This window comes from Achromobacter sp. SLBN-14, from assembly GCF_006715415.1.
GTDB classification, from domain to species: domain Bacteria; phylum Pseudomonadota; class Gammaproteobacteria; order Burkholderiales; family Burkholderiaceae_B; genus Achromobacter; species Achromobacter mucicolens.
This window is the reverse complement of the sequence record NZ_VFNE01000001.1, coordinates 4,647,822-4,664,125: the sequence shown is the minus strand read 5'-3', so window position 1 is coordinate 4,664,125 and position 16,304 is coordinate 4,647,822. Positions and strand designations below refer to the sequence as shown.

Genomic DNA, 16,304 nt, shown 5'->3' with positions numbered 1-16,304 from the left:
CGCACCACGAATCCTAAAATACAAAATATTCAATCAATTATTCCCACTATATGAACACGACAGGATCAACCGGGGGAACCCAAAGCATGCGCCGCGCGCTCGGCCTGCTGCGCGTGCTGGCGCAGCACCAGGAGGACGGCATCGATCTGCAAGGCGTGATGACCGCGACCGGCCTGGAGCGCTCCACCGCCCACCGCCTGCTCAGTTGCCTGCTGGAAGAACAATTCGCCGAACGCGACCGCGCCACCCGCCGTTATCGGCTGGGCGTGGATTCGATGCAACTGGGGTTTGCCGCCTTGCGCCGCACGCCGCTGCTGGACGCGCTGCGGCCCTTCGCGCAGAAGCTCGCGCGCCTGTCGGGCGACACGGTCTTCCTGGTGATCCGCCAGGGCGACTACGCGCTATGCCTGCTGCGCGAGGCCGGCTCGTTCCCGGTCAAGGTTTTCACCATCGACCAGGGCGAGCGCCGCCTTCTTGGTGTGGGCGCGGGCGGCCTGGCGCTGATGGCGGCACTGCCCGACGAGGAGATCGCCGCGCTGTACGCCCGGCACGCCGCCAGCTACGCGCACATCCGCGTGTCCAGCACCGCGCTGATGAAGGCGGTCCGGCAGACCCGGGCCGCGGGTTACGCCGAGATCGTGGACACCATCACGCCGGGCGTATCGGGCGTGGGCGTGGCGTTTCCCGTGTCCGAGCTGACGTGGGTGGCGTTCAGCTTTGGCGCCATCAGCAGCCGGCTCGACGCGCCCCGGCGCGCGCAGATGGGCGCCCTGCTGCACGCCGAGTGCCAGGCGTGGGCCAAGGACTACCTGGGTCAGGACGCCAAGTAAAAAGCCCGCAACGCCCCGGCGCTACCGGGACGTTGCGCGCGTGCGGCGCGAAAAGAATCAGATCCGTTCGAAGATCGCCGCGATCCCCTGGCCGCCGCCGATGCACATGGTGACAAGCGCATAGCGGCCTTGCACGCGCTGCAGCTCATGCAAGGCCTTGGTGGCGATGATGGCGCCGGTTGCGCCGATGGGGTGGCCCAGGCCGATGCCGCTGCCGTTCGGGTTCACCTTGGCCGCGTCCAGCTTCAGCTCGCGCGACACCGCGCACGCCTGGGCGGCAAATGCCTCGTTGGCCTCGATGACGTCCAGCTGGTCGACCGTCAGGCCCGCGCGCTTGAGCGCCGCCTGGGTGGCGGGCACCGGGCCGATGCCCATGATGTCCGGGTCCACGCCGGCGTGGGCGTAGGCGACCAGGCGCGCCAGCGGCTTGATGCCGCGCTTGGCCGCGACCGAGGCGTTCATCAGCACCAGCGCACCCGCGCCGTCGTTCAGGCCGGACGCGTTGCCCGCGGTGACCGTGCCGTTTTCCTTCTGGAACACCGGTTTCAGGCCGGCCAGGCTGTCGGCCGTGACGTCGCGGCGCACGTGTTCGTCGGTGTCGAACACGATCTCGCCTTTGCGCGACTTGATCTTCACGGGCACGATCTGGTCGCGGAAGTGGCCGGCATCGATCGCGGCCGCGGCGCGGCGGTGCGATTCGGCGGCCAAGGCGTCCTGGTCCTGACGGTTGATGCCGAATTTTGCGGCCACGTTTTCCGCCGTGACGCCCATGTGCATCTTGCCGAACGGGTCGGACAGCGCGCCGGTCATCATGTCCAGCATGACGCTGTCGCCCATGCGCGCGCCCCAGCGCTGGGCCGGGGCGATGTACGGCGCGCGGCTCATGCTCTCGGCGCCGGCGCCCACGGCGATGTCGGCGTCACCCAGCATGATCGACTGCGCGGCCGACACGATGGCCTGCAGGCCCGAGCCGCACAGCCGGTTGACGTTGAAGGCGGGCGTTTCCTTGGAGATGCCGGCATTCATGGCGGCCACGCGCGACAGGTACATGTCGCGCGGCTCGGTGTTGATGACGTGGCCGACGGCGACATGGCCCACTTCGTCGCCCGAGACGCCCGCGCGTTCCAGCGCGGCGCGGATGACGGTGGCGCCCAGATCGCAGGGCGGCACATCCTTGAGCGCGCCGCCGAAATCCCCGATGGCGGTGCGGACGGCCGAAGCGACGATGACTTCATTCATGGTGTTTCCTCCTTGGGGTGCGTTTTGAGTCGCGCGATGCGTGGCTTGAAGTGCGGTCAATCATACTGCCGGGCCGCCGCGCCCGCGTTTCGGCCGCCGATACCGAAGCCATATCAGAAAGGCAAAAAATACTATTGGACAGCGTTCGACGCGTTCCCCGATAGTGGCCACCGGCGCCCCTTGCGGCGCCGTTGTCCGACCCGGAGCGCCTGATGATCGATACGCTGGAACTGACTGCCATTCCCCCCGAGGACGAAGCCTTGCGCACCGAGGTGCGCGCCTTCCTGGCCGATGCGCTGGACGGGCTGGAGCCCGACGAGCGCGCGCGCTCGTGGATGGGGTTTGACGCCGGATTCAGCCGCCAGCTTGCCGAACGCGGCTGGCTGGGTCTGACGTTGCCGCGCGAATACGGCGGCGCGGCGCGCGGCCATTTCGCGCGGTTCGTGCTGTCTGAAGAATTGCTGGGCGCGGGCGCGCCCGTGTCGGCGCACTGGATCGCGGACCGCCAGAGCGCACCCCTCATCCTGAAGTACGGCACGCCGGCGCAACGGGACTTCTACCTGCCGCGCATCTGCGCCGCGCAGGCCTTTTTTTGCATCGGCATGAGCGAACCGGGCTCCGGTTCGGACCTGGCCAGCATCCGCACGCGGGCCGAGCACGATGGCGGCGGGTGGCGCCTGAACGGCAGCAAGATCTGGACGACCAACGCGCACCGCTCGCACTACATGATCGCGCTGGTGCGCACCTCGGGCACCGTGGACGATCGGCATCAGGGGCTGTCGCAGGTCATCGTGGACCTGTCTCTGCCCGGCGTGTCGGTGCGGCCCATCGAAGACCTGGCGGGCGACGCGCATTTTTCGGAAGTGTTCTTCGACAACGTGGCCTTGCCGGCCGATGCGCTGATCGGCGAGGAAGGCGCCGGCTGGACGCAGGTCAATGCCGAACTGGCCTTCGAGCGCAGCGGCCCCGAGCGTCTGTATTCCAGCATCGCGCTGCTGGAATGCTGGCTGGCGCACTGCCGCGAGCGCGACGCCGACGCCGCAAGCCGCGCCACGCTGGGCGCCATCCTGTCGCAGATGGCGGTGCTGCGCGCCATGTCGCTGGCGGTTGCCGGCAAGCTGGCCGCCAGCCTGAGCCCCGCCACGGAGGCATCGCTGGTCAAGGACCTGGGCACCGAGCTTGAACAGGCCATCCCGCGCCTCATCGGCGATACGCTGGGCCGGTATCCGGACCGGCCCGTTCCCCTGCCGCTGCTGCGTACGCTGGCGTATCTGGAACAGATTGCGCCCACGTTTTCGCTGCGCGGCGGCACCCGTGAAATCCTGCGCGGGATCATCGCCCGCGGACTTGGCCTTCGATAAGGACGACCGCCATGGACAACATTTTTGGCGATGCCGCCGAACGCCTTTTTTCCCAGACCTGCACGCCCGAGGTGATCCGCCGGACCGAACAGGGCCAGCCGCCCGCCGCCGCGTGGCAGGCCTGCGAGGACGCGGGCTTTGCGGACGCGCTGGTTCTGGAAGCGCATGGCGGCGCGGGCCTGGGCCTCGCAGACGCGCTGCCGGTCGTGCTGGCGGCGGGCCGGCACCTGTGCCCCTACCCCATTGCCCACACCCTGCTCGCGCGCGCCTGGCTGAGCCGCGCGCAGCGTCCGCAAGCGGCCGGGTCGATCGCGCTTGCGCCGCACGGCCTTGCCATCGATGGCGGACGCATCGCCGGCGTCAGCGTGGCCTGGGCGCGCAGCGCGGACTACGTGCTGGCGGGCATCGGCGGCCAGACCTGGCTGCTGCCCATGCAGGCGGCGCGCGTCGAACCGAACGGCGTGCACGGCAGCCTGGACGGCGGCGCGTCGTGGGCGCTTGGCGACGCCGAACGTATCGAGGGTCCCGCGCCGCTGGACACGCTTGCAGCCGCCGCCTATGCCGGCCTGATCGCCGGCGCGATGGACCGGGTGCTGGCGATGACGCTTGCGTACGCGAACCAGCGCGCGCAGTTCGGCAAGCCCATCGGCCGCTTTCAGGCGGTGCAACAGCAGATCAGCGTGATGGCCGAACAAGTGTGGGCCGCCCGCATGGCGGCAGAACTGGCCTTTCAAGGCGACGATGGCCTGCCCCGCCCCTTGCTTGCCGCGTTGGGCAAGGCCCGCGCAAGCCAGGCCGTGGCGCAGGTGGCCGACATCGCGCACGCGGTGCACGGCGCCATCGGCGTCACCGAGGAATATGACTTGCAGCTTTACACCCGCCGGCTGCGCGATTGGCGGCTGGCGGCGGGATCGGAAGCCCACTGGCACGAGCGCATCGGGGCGGACGCGATCGCCAGCGGGGCCGATGCGCTGACCTACCTGCGCACGGCGTTGTACGCCCGGCCAGCCGCCTAGCCACGCCACGCGTTTCGCGACAACAACGCGAAACAACGCGTCGCGCTTGCGGCAATCCCGCAGGCAGGCTTAGGATGGAGCATGGTTCGTTTCGGGAGCACATCGTGAAGACAGTTGCTGAGCTTCTCAGGGAAAAGGCCAATCACGCCGTCGTGACGGTTTCTCCGGATTCGTCGGTCTTTGACGCGATCAAGACGATGGCCGACCGCGGCATCGGCGCGGTGGTGGTGGTGGAAGGCGACGTGGTGCTGGGCATGCTGACCGAACGCGACTACGCGCGCAAGATCGTCCTGCAGGACCGCTCATCTCGCACGACCAAGGTGCGCGACATCATGACGGAGTCGGTCTACTACGTCGGTCCCGCCGACACGCGGGAACACTGCATGGCGATGATGACCGAACGGCATTTCCGCCACCTGCCCGTCATCGACAACGACAAGCTCATCGGCCTGCTGTCCATCGGCGACCTGGTCAAGGACGTGATGAGCGAGCAGAAGTTCATCATCCACGAACTGGAACGCTACATCACGGGCGAACGGGGTTAAAGGAGAGGGCTGGCCGGCTGCACCTAGCCGGCCGCGCCTAGCCGGCCGCCAACATTCTCGACGCGGGGACGATCAGTCCCAGTCCCGCGGCCAGCAGCAGCACGAACACCATGCGCTTGACCGTCTTCATCGAATTCTCGGTGCTGTAGCGGCGCGCGAACCACGTCACGCCAATCACGACCGGCAGCGCCTGCACGCTCATCCAGAAAGACGACGCCATGAAGGCGCCCTGCCCGGTCACGAGCGCAAGCCGCACCGTGGCGTTAAGCGAAAAGAGGATCAAGAGGCTGTTGCGGATGGTGGCCAGCGGCAGCGGCTGGCGGTACAGGTGATAGACCATGGGGGGACCGGCGCTGGAAAACAGGCCGCCCAGCACGCCCGACACGCCGCCGAAAAACACGCTGGACGTGCGTGAAGACAACTGCGCCAGCGGCTGGGTACGCGTCACCAGCAAGATGGCGCACGCCAGGATGGTGACGCCAAGCAGCAGTTGCAACAGCACCGCCATGGACCCGCTGATCCACGTCAGCGCGGCCACGCCCACCCCCACGCCAGCCAGGCTGCTGACCGCGGCGGGCGTCAGCAGCGACCAGTTCACCTGCGGTCTGGCGCGCAGCAGCGTGACACCCGCGTTGACCAGCGACAGCACGCTGACCACGTTGGCGACCTCGGCGACCGAGGCCAGCTGAAATACGCCCGACAGACCCAGCAGCACCAGGCCAAACGCAAAGCCCGTCATCGTCTGGGCATAGGTGGCAAGCGCCACGCAGGCCAAAAACAGCAGGTGTTGATCGATGCTCATGCGACGGGTGGAGCCAGACCTCGGCTCTGCCCGGCTGCGCGCCGGGGCGGCAGTGAGCGGATCGACGGGAAACGGCGTGGTAACAGGTTAACGAGTTAACGGGCTAATGCTTTTCGGCGGGAATGATAGCACCGGGGAAATGCGGTGATCCGGCCCCCTTCGCGCCGAATGCACACAGTTGGTCACAATCTGATGCGCTCATGCACCCCGGCCATGCCGCTCGGCCGCTATCCTTGCCGCCCGGCTATCCCCTGCCGTCCGCCGCGCAAACCTCGTTCGCGCAGCGCTGGCGGCCCGCCTGCGTACCGAGAATGACGCCCAAACAGACCACCATCAATACGGTGACGCTGACCTGCTCCACCTGCGGCAGCGCCCAGTTCACCAAGCTGGACACCAACGAATACCAGTGCAGCCACTGCCACGCGGTCACGCTGGTCGAGGACAACGTGGCGCAGCGCCTGGAAAAAATCCTGCGCAACATCCAGAAGCCTCAGCCGGCGCCCATCAAGCCCGTGGCGATCGTGGCGATCTCGGTGGCGATCCTGGCCGCGGTGATCGTCCCCCTGGTCGTCTCCACGCTGGGTTCGCGCCCGTCATCCGCGCCCACCCGCATTGCCGAACCGCCCATCGACGCCTCGCTGGTCAAGCTGACCGACGTGCAGGAAATCAAGACCCGCGGGCGCACCGAACTCGTCATGATCGTGCGCAACGAAACGGGCCGCAAGATCGACGTGCCGCGTGTATCGGCATCGTTCTTCCAGGGCGACCTGTCGCTGGCCACCGTGTCGGGCTCGGCGCCCGCGCGCTCGCTGCAACCGGGGGAATACACGCCCCTGAAGATCTCTGCGCCGGACAAGGCGTTCAGCCGCTATGACCTGCAGGTTGCCACGCCGTCGCCGGCGCGTGGCAAGAACAACGACGTGGCCGCCAGCAAGGTGCAGCTCGTCCGCAACGACGGCACCTACCGACTGGTTGGCCTGATCCGCAACCAGGGCGTCCAGCCGGCCAGCAGCACGCAGATCACGGTCATGTTGTACGGCGCCGACGGCAGGCTGATCGGCACCGGCAACGGCTACGCCACCGCCAGCCCGCTGGCCCCGGATGCGCTGACGTCGTTTGACGTGCGCTGCGAGATGCTGCGCGACGGCGAGGTCGCCGCCTACGATTACATGGTGCAAAGTGAAAGCTGATCGCTCCCCCTCCCGGCGCCTGTCGCGGCCGGCCCTGGCCGCGCTGGCGCTTATCCTGTTTGCCGCGGGCGCCTACGCCGCCTGGAAGTTCACCGCCCTCGGGCCGCGCAGCCAGCCCCCCGCGCAAACCGCCGCCAAGGCCGCGCCGGCTGCGGCCGAACCGCCCGCCAGCCGCATTGTGCGCGTCAGCCCGGCCAACACGCGGGTCATCGACCATGTCCGTCTGACCACCGAGGAATTGCTGGACCCGGACTTCGCGCTGTTCGACGCCGGGGCGCTTAAGCTGTCGGCGCCGCGCCGCCTGCTCGACGAGATCGAACGGCCCGTGCTGTATGCGGAACTGGTCAACACCAGCAAGGAATACGTGGCGCTGTCGCCGCGGGCCGAGATCGCGGTGTTCGACGGTTCGCGCCCGCTGGATCTGCGCCAGTCCTGGAGCCTGCCGACGTATCTGTATCCCGGCGAGCGCGTGCCCGTGGCGCTGACCGGGCGCGTGGAACGCTTTTCCGAGGTCAAGACGAACTGGCTGCCCGCCAAGCGCGCCGCCCTGCCCGGCCCGCGGCCGCAGCTTGCCGTGACCGTGGAAAACACCGAGGCCGCCATTGGCACCGGCACGCTGAACTTCACCTACCGCTTCCGTTACAAGTACGTGACGGTGCATGGCCGGGTGCGCAACGACAGCGAACGCGAGGTCGAGAAGGTGCGCGTGTGGGTCAGCCTGTACGACGCCCAGGACCAGCTCACCGGCGCCACCTTCAAGGAATTGCGCGTGCCGCGCCTGCCGCCTGGCGACAGCGCGCCCTTCGAGGTCGAGGTCAAGCAGTACGGCGGCAATTTCGCCCGCGTTGGCGTGGTCTACGACGCCACCGCGCCCTGATCACCCGACTGAAAGGCGTTTCCCCGGGGCGGCCATGCGGCCGCCCTTTTTCATGGCGCCCGGCCTGATATCCGGCCCGTGAGCGCCGCCCTGCCCTCCCGGACGTCGCCGCCGAGCAACAGGCTATCGGGTCAAGTCTTATATAAGATATAAGACATTTGCTACCTGCCCCCACTTGCTTCTACAATTCCGGCCGACAACCCTTCTTCCAACCCGACTTTGAGCAGGCCTCACATGCTGGATACTTACCGCCAACACGTTGCCGAACGCGCGGCTCTGGGGATTCCCCCGCTGCCCCTTACGGCCAAACAAACCGCTGAACTGATCGAACTGCTGAAGAATCCGCCCGCTGGCGAGGAGCAGAATCTGGTCGAGCTGCTGACGCACCGCGTGCCGGCCGGCGTGGATGACGCCGCCAAGGTCAAGGCCTCCTACCTGGCCGCCGTGGCCCTGGGCAAGGAAGCTTGTGCGCTGATCAGCCGTGCCAAGGCGACGCAACTGCTGGGCACGATGCTCGGCGGCTACAACATTGGCCCGCTGGTCGACCTGCTGGATGATGCGGAAATCGGCACCATCGCCGCCGATGCGCTCAAGAAGACCCTGTTGATGTTCGACGCCTTCCACGACGTGAAGGAAAAGGCCGACAAGGGCAACGCCAACGCCAAGTCCGTGATGCAAAGCTGGGCCGACGCCGAATGGTTCACCAGCCGTCCGGAACTGCCGGAAAGCCTGACCATCACGGTCTTCAAGGTCCCGGGCGAAACCAACACCGACGACCTGTCGCCCGCTCCCGACGCCACCACCCGTCCCGACATCCCGATGCACGCCCTGGCGATGCTCAAGAACAAGCGCGACGGCGCCGCGTTCGAGCCGGAAGAAGACGGCAAGCGCGGCCCGGTCAAGTTCATCGAATCCCTGAAGGAAAAGGGCCATCTGGTCGCCTACGTGGGCGACGTGGTCGGCACGGGTTCGTCGCGCAAGTCGGCCACCAACTCGGTGCTGTGGTTCACGGGCGAAGACATCCCCTTCGTGCCGAACAAGCGCTTTGGCGGCGTGTGCCTGGGCAACAAGATCGCCCCGATCTTCTACAACACGATGGAAGACGCCGGCGCCCTGCCGATCGAGCTGGACGTGTCCAAGATGGAAATGGGCGACGTGGTCGAGCTGCGCCCCTACGAAGGCAAGGCGATCAAGAACGGTGAGGTCATCGCCGAATTCGAAGTCAAGTCCGACGTGCTGTTCGACGAAGTGCGCGCCGGCGGCCGCATTCCGCTGATCATCGGCCGCGGCCTGACCGCCAAGGCCCGTGAAGCCCTGGGTCTGCCGCCCTCGACGCTGTTCCGCCTGCCCAAGGATCCGGTCGACTCCGGCCGCGGCTTCACGCTGGCCCAGAAGATGGTCGGCCGCGCCTGCGGTCTGCCGGAAGGCCGCGGCATTCGCCCGGGCACCTACTGCGAACCGAAGATGACCTCGGTCGGCAGCCAGGACACCACCGGCCCCATGACCCGCGACGAACTGAAGGACCTGGCCTGCCTGGGCTTCTCGTCCGACCTGGTGATGCAGTCGTTCTGCCACACCGCCGCCTACCCCAAGCCCGTGGACGTCAAGACGCACCACACGCTGCCGGAATTCATCAGCACCCGTGGCGGCGTGTCGCTGCGTCCGGGCGACGGCGTCATCCACTCGTGGCTGAACCGCATGCTGCTGCCCGACACCGTCGGCACCGGCGGCGATTCGCACACGCGCTTTCCCATCGGCATCTCGTTCCCGGCCGGCTCGGGCCTGGTGGCCTTTGCCGCCGCCACGGGCGTCATGCCGCTGGACATGCCGGAATCGGTGCTGGTGCGCTTCAAGGGCAAGCTGCAGCCCGGCGTCACCCTGCGCGACCTGGTCAACGCCATTCCGCTGTACGCCATCAAGCAAGGTCTGCTGACGGTTGCCAAGCAAGGCAAGAAGAACATCTTCTCCGGCCGCATCCTGGAAATCGAAGGCCTGCCCGACCTGAAGGTCGAACAAGCCTTTGAACTGTCGGACGCTTCCGCCGAACGTTCGGCCGCCGGCTGCTCGGTGCGCCTGAACAAGGAACCGATCATCGAGTACATCAACAGCAACATCGTGATGCTCAAGTGGATGATCGCCAACGGCTACGAAGACGAGCGCACGCTGGGCCGCCGCATCAAGGCGATGGAAGCCTGGCTGGCCGACCCCAAGCTGCTGGAGCCGGACGCCGACGCCGAATACGCCGCGGTCATCGAGATCGACCTGGCCGACGTGCATGAACCCATCGTCGCCTGCCCGAACGACCCCGACGACGTGAAGACGCTGTCCGAAGTCGCCGGCGCCAAGATCGACGAAGTGTTCATCGGCAGCTGCATGACCAACATCGGTCACTTCCGCGCGGCGTCCAAGCTGCTGGAAGGCAAGCGCGACATCCCGGTCAAGCTGTGGGTCGCTCCTCCGACCAAGATGGACGCCACGCAACTGACCGAGGAAGGCCACTACGGCGTGTTCGGCACGGCCGGCGCCCGCACCGAAATGCCGGGCTGCTCGCTGTGCATGGGCAACCAGGCGCAGGTCCGCGAAGGCGCGACGGTCATGTCGACCAGCACCCGCAACTTCCCGAACCGCCTGGGCAAGAACACCAACGTGTACCTGGGCTCGGCCGAACTGGCCGCGATCTGCTCCAAGCTTGGCCGCATCCCGACCAAGGACGAGTACATGGCCGACATGGGCGTCATCAACAAGAGCGGCGACCAGATCTACCAGTACCTGAACTTCGACAAGATCCCCGACTACAAGGACGTGGCGGACGTGATCGAGGTCTGATCCTGATCCCCCAGCCAGGCCTCGCGGCCTGAACAACGGCCCCGTGCAATCGCCCGGGGCCGTTTTTTTTGCCTCTGTCCGAGCGATTGGGATCATCAGGCAGCCTGTATAACGAAACGTTTCAATACAATCCAGGCATGCCGGTGAGACGTCGACCGCCATCGCCGGGAAAGCCCCGGCGCATTTTTCCTGGAGGAAGCCTGCCAATGATCCGGCTATTGCCGCCGACGCTGTTGCTGACGCTAGCCGGCTGCGCCACCGCGCCGCCCTCGAATCCCGACAACATCTGCGCCATCTTCCGCGAGAAACCGGAATGGCACGACGCGGCGCTGGATGTGCAGAAGAAATGGGGCGCCCCGGTGCCGGTGCCGATCGCGATGATGTACCAGGAGTCTTCCTTCAAGCACGACGCGCTGCCGCCACGCTATTACTTCCTGGGCTTCATCCCGTGGGGCCGCGTGAGCTCGGCGTACGGTTATGCGCAGGCCAAGGACGAGACCTGGGCCGACTACAAGCGCGAAGCGGGCGGCTGGACCTCCAGCCGTGACAACTTCGCCGACGCGCTGGACTTCATGGGCTGGTATATGAACAAGACGCAGCGTATCAACGGCATCTCGAAGTGGGATGCGTATGGGCAGTATCTGAACTACCACGAGGGCTGGACCGGCTACCGCAACCGCAGTTACGACCGCAAGGCATGGTTGAAGACCGTCTCGCAGAAAGTGCAGGCGCGCGCCGAGAAGTTCACGGCGCAGTACAAGAGCTGCGAATCGAGCCTGTCGCGGGGCGGCTGGTTCTGGTGAAGGGCCGTTGAATCGCCCGGGAGTCTGACACCCGCTGAATTGCCCCGGTGTCTGACACCCCCTGAGACGTCACCGCAGGCTGAAGATCATCTCCCCAGGGTGTCAGAAACCTTCAACACACCCCCAACCCGCCTCTGCTGCATGAACGAAAAAAAATCCCGGCGGGCCGGGATTTTTTCTGCGTGGACGCTCGCCCGCCGCGATCAGAAGTCCATGCTGGCCGACAGCGAGAACGTGCGCGGGCCGCCCAGGACGAGGTAGCCATTGCCCGGATAGCCGCCCACCGACGACCAGTAGTTGCGGTTGGCGATGTTGTCCACGCGGGCCCGCAGCGTCAGTACGTGGCCGTCCACGTCCATCATGTAGCGCAGGCCGGCGTCAAAGCGCGTCCAGCCCGGAACCTTGAGCGTGTTGGCGTCATTGGCATACGACGAGCCGGTGTAGACCACGCGGCCGTCGATGGCCAGGCCTTCGACGCCCGGGATGTCCCATTCCACGCCCATGTTGGCCTGGAAGCGCGGCACGCCGATCACGCGGTTGCCGTTCAGCGAGGCGGTGCCCGTCGACACCTGCTTGGCATCGAGCCAGGTCAGGCCGCCCAGCAGGCGCACGCTGCGCACGGGTTCGCCGAATACGGTCAGCTCGACGCCTTGGTGGCGGTCCTTGCCTGAATTGGTAAAGGTGTTATCCGCGGTGTAGGTGGCGCGTGGCTTGTCGGTGGTGAACAACGCCAATCCGCCGCCCAAGCTCTCGCCCTCGTACTTGATGCCGACTTCCTTTTGCTTCGACACGAAGGGCTGGAGGCTTTCCCCCGCGTTGGTTACCGGCCGCCCATTCGCGTTCAACGGCGCGGTGTCTCCGGCGACAAGCGCTTCAATATAGTTGGCATAGAGCGAGACGCTCGGAGAAACCTTAAACACCAAGCCGGCCGCCGGTGAGTTGTGGCTGGCGTTGTAGGAGCTTTCCACACCTCCGTCGTTCTTTCCCGTCTCGTAGGAGTAGTTCTGGTTAGAAAGTCGTTGATGGCGAATGCCTAGTGTCAGCAGCACTTTATCGTCGAAGAACGACATGGTGTCGCCTATCGCATAGCTGCTAAGACGAACGCGGCCCTGGAGCGCCGGATTGTCCAAATCATTGCCACGCAGTGCCCCGGTGCTGAACGCGGGCTTAGGATAGGAAATCGGGTCGTAGATATTTGTGGGGAACGTGTTCGAGAAGTCCATCACGTACGCGTTGTACTTCTTCAGATCGAAGAAGGACGCGGAAGCAACGATTTCATGACCCACTGAGCCAGTACGAGCTTTGGCGCGCAGGCCCACCTCGCCTGTATTCACGCGGTCTTCGCGCGTGTTGTCAAACCGGTAAAAGTTGCCAGCGCCCGTGCTTCCGTTGGTCACCGTTACGTTGGCCAGCGAATTCGCTTCGTCGCTTCTTCGCATGCCAAAGGCACCGTAAGCAGTCAGTTTGTCGCTGAAGTCATGTTCCGCACGCACCGTACCAAAAACGTCCCGCTCATTGGAATACGACCAGGGCTGCGCATAATTGGAGCTCGCATCTGGTGCGTCAGGCACCGTAGTCACCCCTCTAAGCGTCACGTTGGGACGCGCGCGTTTGAGCCTATTGTTCTGCCAACCAATATCAGCCGACAAACGCGTGTCGGCAGAGCGCCAATCCAATCCAAGCGACAGCACGCTCGTTCTCATGCGTTCATCATCGATCCCAGTGCCACCGGTACGCTGGGCAGCATTGAGCCGGATGCCGGTACTATCGTCGGGGCCAAACCTTCGTGCAATGTCAGTCGAAAGCAGGAACTGCTCGCCACTGGAGACACCCGTCGTGACGCGGGTCAAAGGTTCATTGGGAGCACGCTTGGGCACTAGATTGATCATGCCGCCAATACCGCCTCCCCCAGGGGTGGCACCCGTCAGAAAGGCGGACGCCCCGCGCAGCACCTCCACACGTTCAAACAGTTCCGTCGCGATGTACTGCCGAGGGAGCAAGTTGTAGAGCCCGTTATACGCCACGTCATCCGAGCTGGTGATGAAGCCGCGGATGAAATACGACTCCTGGAAATTGCCGAAGCCACGCGCCACGCGCACGCCAGGATCATTCTGCAGCACATCCGCCACGCTCTTGGCCTGGCGGTCCTGGATCAGCTCGTTGGTGTAGCTGGTCACGCTGAACGGCGTGTTCATGAAGTCCTCGGTGCCGAGGATGCCGACACGGCCGCCGCGGGCCACCTGCCCGCCCGCGAACGGCGCAGAAAGACCGCCGGCCGATGCGTCCGCGCTGGCCTCGACCCGGATGGCGTCCATCGAGGTCACGGAGCCGCTGGTCGTGGCGGGCTGAGTCTGGGGAGCGGTCTGGGGTGCGGTCTGGGGAGAGGTCTGGGGAGCGGTCTGGGCGTGGACGGCGCCAAAGCACGGCAAGGCGGCGGCCATGCAAGCGAGAGTTCTGATTTTCATATCGGGGCGCTGGTAAAGCGGAAGCGGGTCCGCGTTGCGGTGGGGAGATCCGCAAAAACCCGATTCGAATCGCGTGGCTATCCGGGGTGACCGGCGCCATCCAAGCTCATTCGCGGTTGGGGTCTTGAGGTCTGACCGCGACGATGTTACCAAAAGAGAATCGTTCTCATTGATTCTCTCAAACAGAATTGAGGCTCGGCGTTGCGGCCAAGCAACATATCCCGCGACGATTCAGCAGGTCGTCAGCGCATCGGCCGGTTCGGTTTCCCCATACGCCGCCAACGCCTCGGCAAGCGCCCCGTCCGCGTCGGGCAACGCTGCGTCCCCCTGCTGCGGCACTTCCCCCACCGCCGATCCCGCCACCAGCACGAAGTGCACGGGCTTCTTGCCGGCCATCAGCAGCAGGACCCCTTCTTCACCATCCCGCGTGGCGCCCGCTACCGCGGCGCTGCCGGCGGGCACGATCGCAAAATCCGGATCGCCGCCCGCCACCTTGGGCAGCGGCCCCGCCCCCTTGCTGCAATGCCTGGCGCGCACGCCCAGGTCGCCCTGGATGGCGTAAAACCAGGCGTTCCAGCCGGGCGGCATGGGCACCAGGGTGGTTGCGCCGGGCCGTAGCCAGCCGTCCAGGATCAGCAACGGTTCGGGCGTGCGCAAAGGCGACTTCAGCCCCCCGAAGCTGCCGGACACGACCCGGACCTTGCCCGATGGCGCCTGGATGGCAGGCATGTCCGCGGCGCGCAGCATCGAGGTCATGGGCGGCAAGGATTTCAGGTGCGCCGGATGATCGATGAAGATCTGCAGGCCGTGCAGCCGGGCCTCGCCCACCGGCCGCTGCGCGTGCACGATGCCGCGCCCGGCCTGCGTCCAGTGCAGGTCGCCCGCGTGAATGTCCTGGTTGTTGTCGATGCCGTCCAGGCTTTGCATGACGCCGGTGCTGTCTTCCAGCATCAGGGTCGCGGCGCTGATGCCCGCGTGCGTGTGCGGTTCGAAGGTCGGCCCCGTCATGACGAAGTGATCCACCAGCACCACGGGCGAGATGCACCGCGAGAAATCGGTATGGCGAAACTGGCGGATGGTGCAGGCGTCGCCCATGTAGCGGCTGGAGCCCGGAACGACGGCGCTAAGGTGAAGAGTCAAAAATGCTGCCTTGCTGGTTGCTGAACATGTATTGCCGCGACAGCTTATGAGTTCGGACTGCCGGACAGTAGGGGCCAATTTCAGGAATAATTGTCCCGTCCGTCAGGACAATGCCAGCAAATATTCCGAATTCCCCTATTAAAACGCTGTATGCCTAACTACGTTCACCGCCTTGAAGACCTGCTGCTTTTCAGCGAAGTCGTTGAAAAAGGCGGCTTCTCGGCGGCCGCACGTGTGTTGAATATGCAACGTTCCAAGCTGAGCCGCCGAGTCGCCGAGCTGGAAGCGCGCCTGGGGGTGCGCCTGCTTCAGCGCAATACGCGGCGCGTGTCGCTCACCCCGATGGGCGAACAGATTCATGCCCACGCCAAAGCGCTGGCCCGCGAAGCGCGCAGTGTCTTCGACCTGGCCGCGTCCATGGGCGATGCGCCCGCCGGGATGCTGCGCATCACCGCGCCCTCGCCGCTTGCGACCCGGATTCTGGGCGGCCTGGTCGCCCGCTTCTGCGCTGAGCACCCCCGCGTGCGCGTGCTGCTGGACACGCGAGACCAGATCATCGACCTGGTCGGCGAAGGGTACGACCTGGGCTTTCGCGCCCAGTCATCGTCGCTGACCGACGCCCGGTTGAATGCGATCGAAATCTCCGCCGTGCCGATGGCGTTGGTGTGCAGCCCGGCGATGGCCAAATCCCCGCCGCGTCACCCGCGCGACCTGGCCACCCTGCCCCTGCTTGCCCACGGCACGCAGGACGGCCTGCACACCTGGCGCTTGACCGGCCCGGGCGGCGAAATGGAAGCGGTGGAATTCCAGCCCCGCAGCCTGAGCAGCAATATGGACACGCTGCGCGCCATGGCGGCGGCGGGCCTGGGTCTGGCGCTGGTGCCGCGCTATCTGTGCGGCGACGATCTCGATCAAGGCCGGCTGGCGCGCATCCTGCCCGACTGGACGCCCGCGCCCGCCCGGATCTATGCCGTCATGCCGGCGCGCTGCGGCGAGCCGCTGGCCTTGAAGCGCTTTCTTGAATTCACGGCGGCTGAATTGCCCGCGCACCTGACCTGAAGCGCGGCTTCCGGAGCACAGGGCCTTGCAGGCTTGGCGCGCGTCCGCCAAAGTAAGGGTTTCGCCGAATCCGAACCGGTCTGGCGCGATACGGTGCCGGAACTTTGACGTGCCGCTCAAGTCTTATATAAGATATAAGACACAAACCAAG

13 protein-coding genes are annotated in these 16,304 nt (G+C 65.9%); 9 read left to right on the top strand and 4 right to left on the bottom strand.

The features are described from left to right. The first annotated feature begins 50 nt into the window (after positions 1 to 50). Positions 51 to 830, top strand: a complete 780-nt coding sequence (locus FBY20_RS21325; protein ID WP_142054449.1) for an IclR family transcriptional regulator — start codon at positions 51 to 53, stop codon at positions 828 to 830. A gap of 57 nt (positions 831 to 887) precedes the next feature. Here FBY20_RS21325 and FBY20_RS21320 read toward each other — a convergent pair whose 3' ends face one another. Then, a complete protein-coding gene (locus tag FBY20_RS21320) occupies positions 888 to 2,069 on the bottom strand; it encodes an acetyl-CoA C-acyltransferase family protein (protein ID WP_062839119.1) in 1,182 nt (393 codons plus the stop codon). Between the two features lie 212 nt (positions 2,070 to 2,281). Here FBY20_RS21320 and FBY20_RS21315 point away from each other — a divergent pair, with 212 nt between their 5' ends. From FBY20_RS21315 to FBY20_RS21305, 3 genes are all read left to right on the top strand, one after another. Beyond that, complete coding sequence (locus FBY20_RS21315) at positions 2,282 to 3,430, top strand: acyl-CoA dehydrogenase family protein (RefSeq protein ID WP_142054447.1); 1,149 nt, start codon at positions 2,282 to 2,284, stop codon at positions 3,428 to 3,430. An 11-nt stretch (positions 3,431 to 3,441) separates the two neighbouring features. Further along, positions 3,442 to 4,446 carry an acyl-CoA dehydrogenase gene (locus tag FBY20_RS21310; RefSeq protein WP_056323804.1) on the top strand — a complete coding sequence of 335 codons (1,005 nt, stop codon included), beginning with the start codon at positions 3,442 to 3,444 and terminating at the stop codon, positions 4,444 to 4,446. 104 nt (positions 4,447 to 4,550) lie between these two features. Continuing rightward, positions 4,551 to 4,991: a CBS domain-containing protein gene (locus FBY20_RS21305; RefSeq protein WP_062839245.1), complete on the top strand. Its 441-nt coding sequence runs from the start codon at positions 4,551 to 4,553 to the stop codon at positions 4,989 to 4,991. A gap of 37 nt (positions 4,992 to 5,028) precedes the next feature. Here FBY20_RS21305 and FBY20_RS21300 read toward each other — a convergent pair whose 3' ends face one another. After that, positions 5,029 to 5,793: a TSUP family transporter gene (locus FBY20_RS21300; protein WP_056323801.1), complete on the bottom strand. Its 765-nt coding sequence runs from the start codon at positions 5,791 to 5,793 to the stop codon at positions 5,029 to 5,031. Between the two features lie 311 nt (positions 5,794 to 6,104). On the opposite strand from FBY20_RS21300, the gene FBY20_RS21295 reads away from it, so the two are divergent. The 4 genes from FBY20_RS21295 to FBY20_RS21280 all read left to right on the top strand — a co-directional run bounded on the left by FBY20_RS21295 (position 6,105) and on the right by FBY20_RS21280 (position 11,489). Then, positions 6,105 to 6,983: an FxLYD domain-containing protein gene (locus FBY20_RS21295; RefSeq protein WP_056323798.1), complete on the top strand. Its 879-nt coding sequence runs from the start codon at positions 6,105 to 6,107 to the stop codon at positions 6,981 to 6,983. Next, positions 6,973 to 7,860 carry an FxLYD domain-containing protein gene (locus FBY20_RS21290; protein WP_056323795.1) on the top strand — a complete coding sequence of 296 codons (888 nt, stop codon included), beginning with the start codon at positions 6,973 to 6,975 and terminating at the stop codon, positions 7,858 to 7,860. Before FBY20_RS21295 ends, FBY20_RS21290 begins: the two co-directional genes overlap by 11 nt. A 234-nt stretch (positions 7,861 to 8,094) precedes the next feature. Next, the gene (gene acnB, locus FBY20_RS21285) at positions 8,095 to 10,686 is read left to right on the top strand and encodes a bifunctional aconitate hydratase 2/2-methylisocitrate dehydratase (protein WP_056323792.1); all 2,592 of its coding nucleotides are present in this window, start codon (positions 8,095 to 8,097) and stop codon (positions 10,684 to 10,686) included. 206 nt (positions 10,687 to 10,892) lie between these two features. Then, positions 10,893 to 11,489: a hypothetical protein gene (locus tag FBY20_RS21280; RefSeq protein WP_142054445.1), complete on the top strand. Its 597-nt coding sequence runs from the start codon at positions 10,893 to 10,895 to the stop codon at positions 11,487 to 11,489. Positions 11,490 to 11,692: 203 nt separating this feature from the next. Here the strand turns inward: FBY20_RS21280 and FBY20_RS21275 are convergent, their stop codons facing one another. Together FBY20_RS21275 and FBY20_RS21270 are read right to left on the bottom strand one after the other, a co-directional pair. After that, complete coding sequence (locus FBY20_RS21275; protein ID WP_142054443.1) at positions 11,693 to 13,954, bottom strand: TonB-dependent siderophore receptor; 2,262 nt, start codon at positions 13,952 to 13,954, stop codon at positions 11,693 to 11,695. Positions 13,955 to 14,185: 231 nt separating this feature from the next. Further along, complete coding sequence (locus tag FBY20_RS21270; protein ID WP_056323784.1) at positions 14,186 to 15,094, bottom strand: pirin family protein; 909 nt, start codon at positions 15,092 to 15,094, stop codon at positions 14,186 to 14,188. A gap of 150 nt (positions 15,095 to 15,244) precedes the next feature. Between FBY20_RS21270 and FBY20_RS21265 the strand changes: the two genes are divergently transcribed. Next, positions 15,245 to 16,153: a LysR substrate-binding domain-containing protein gene (locus tag FBY20_RS21265; RefSeq protein WP_142054441.1), complete on the top strand. Its 909-nt coding sequence runs from the start codon at positions 15,245 to 15,247 to the stop codon at positions 16,151 to 16,153. Positions 16,154 to 16,304 lie beyond the last annotated feature (151 nt).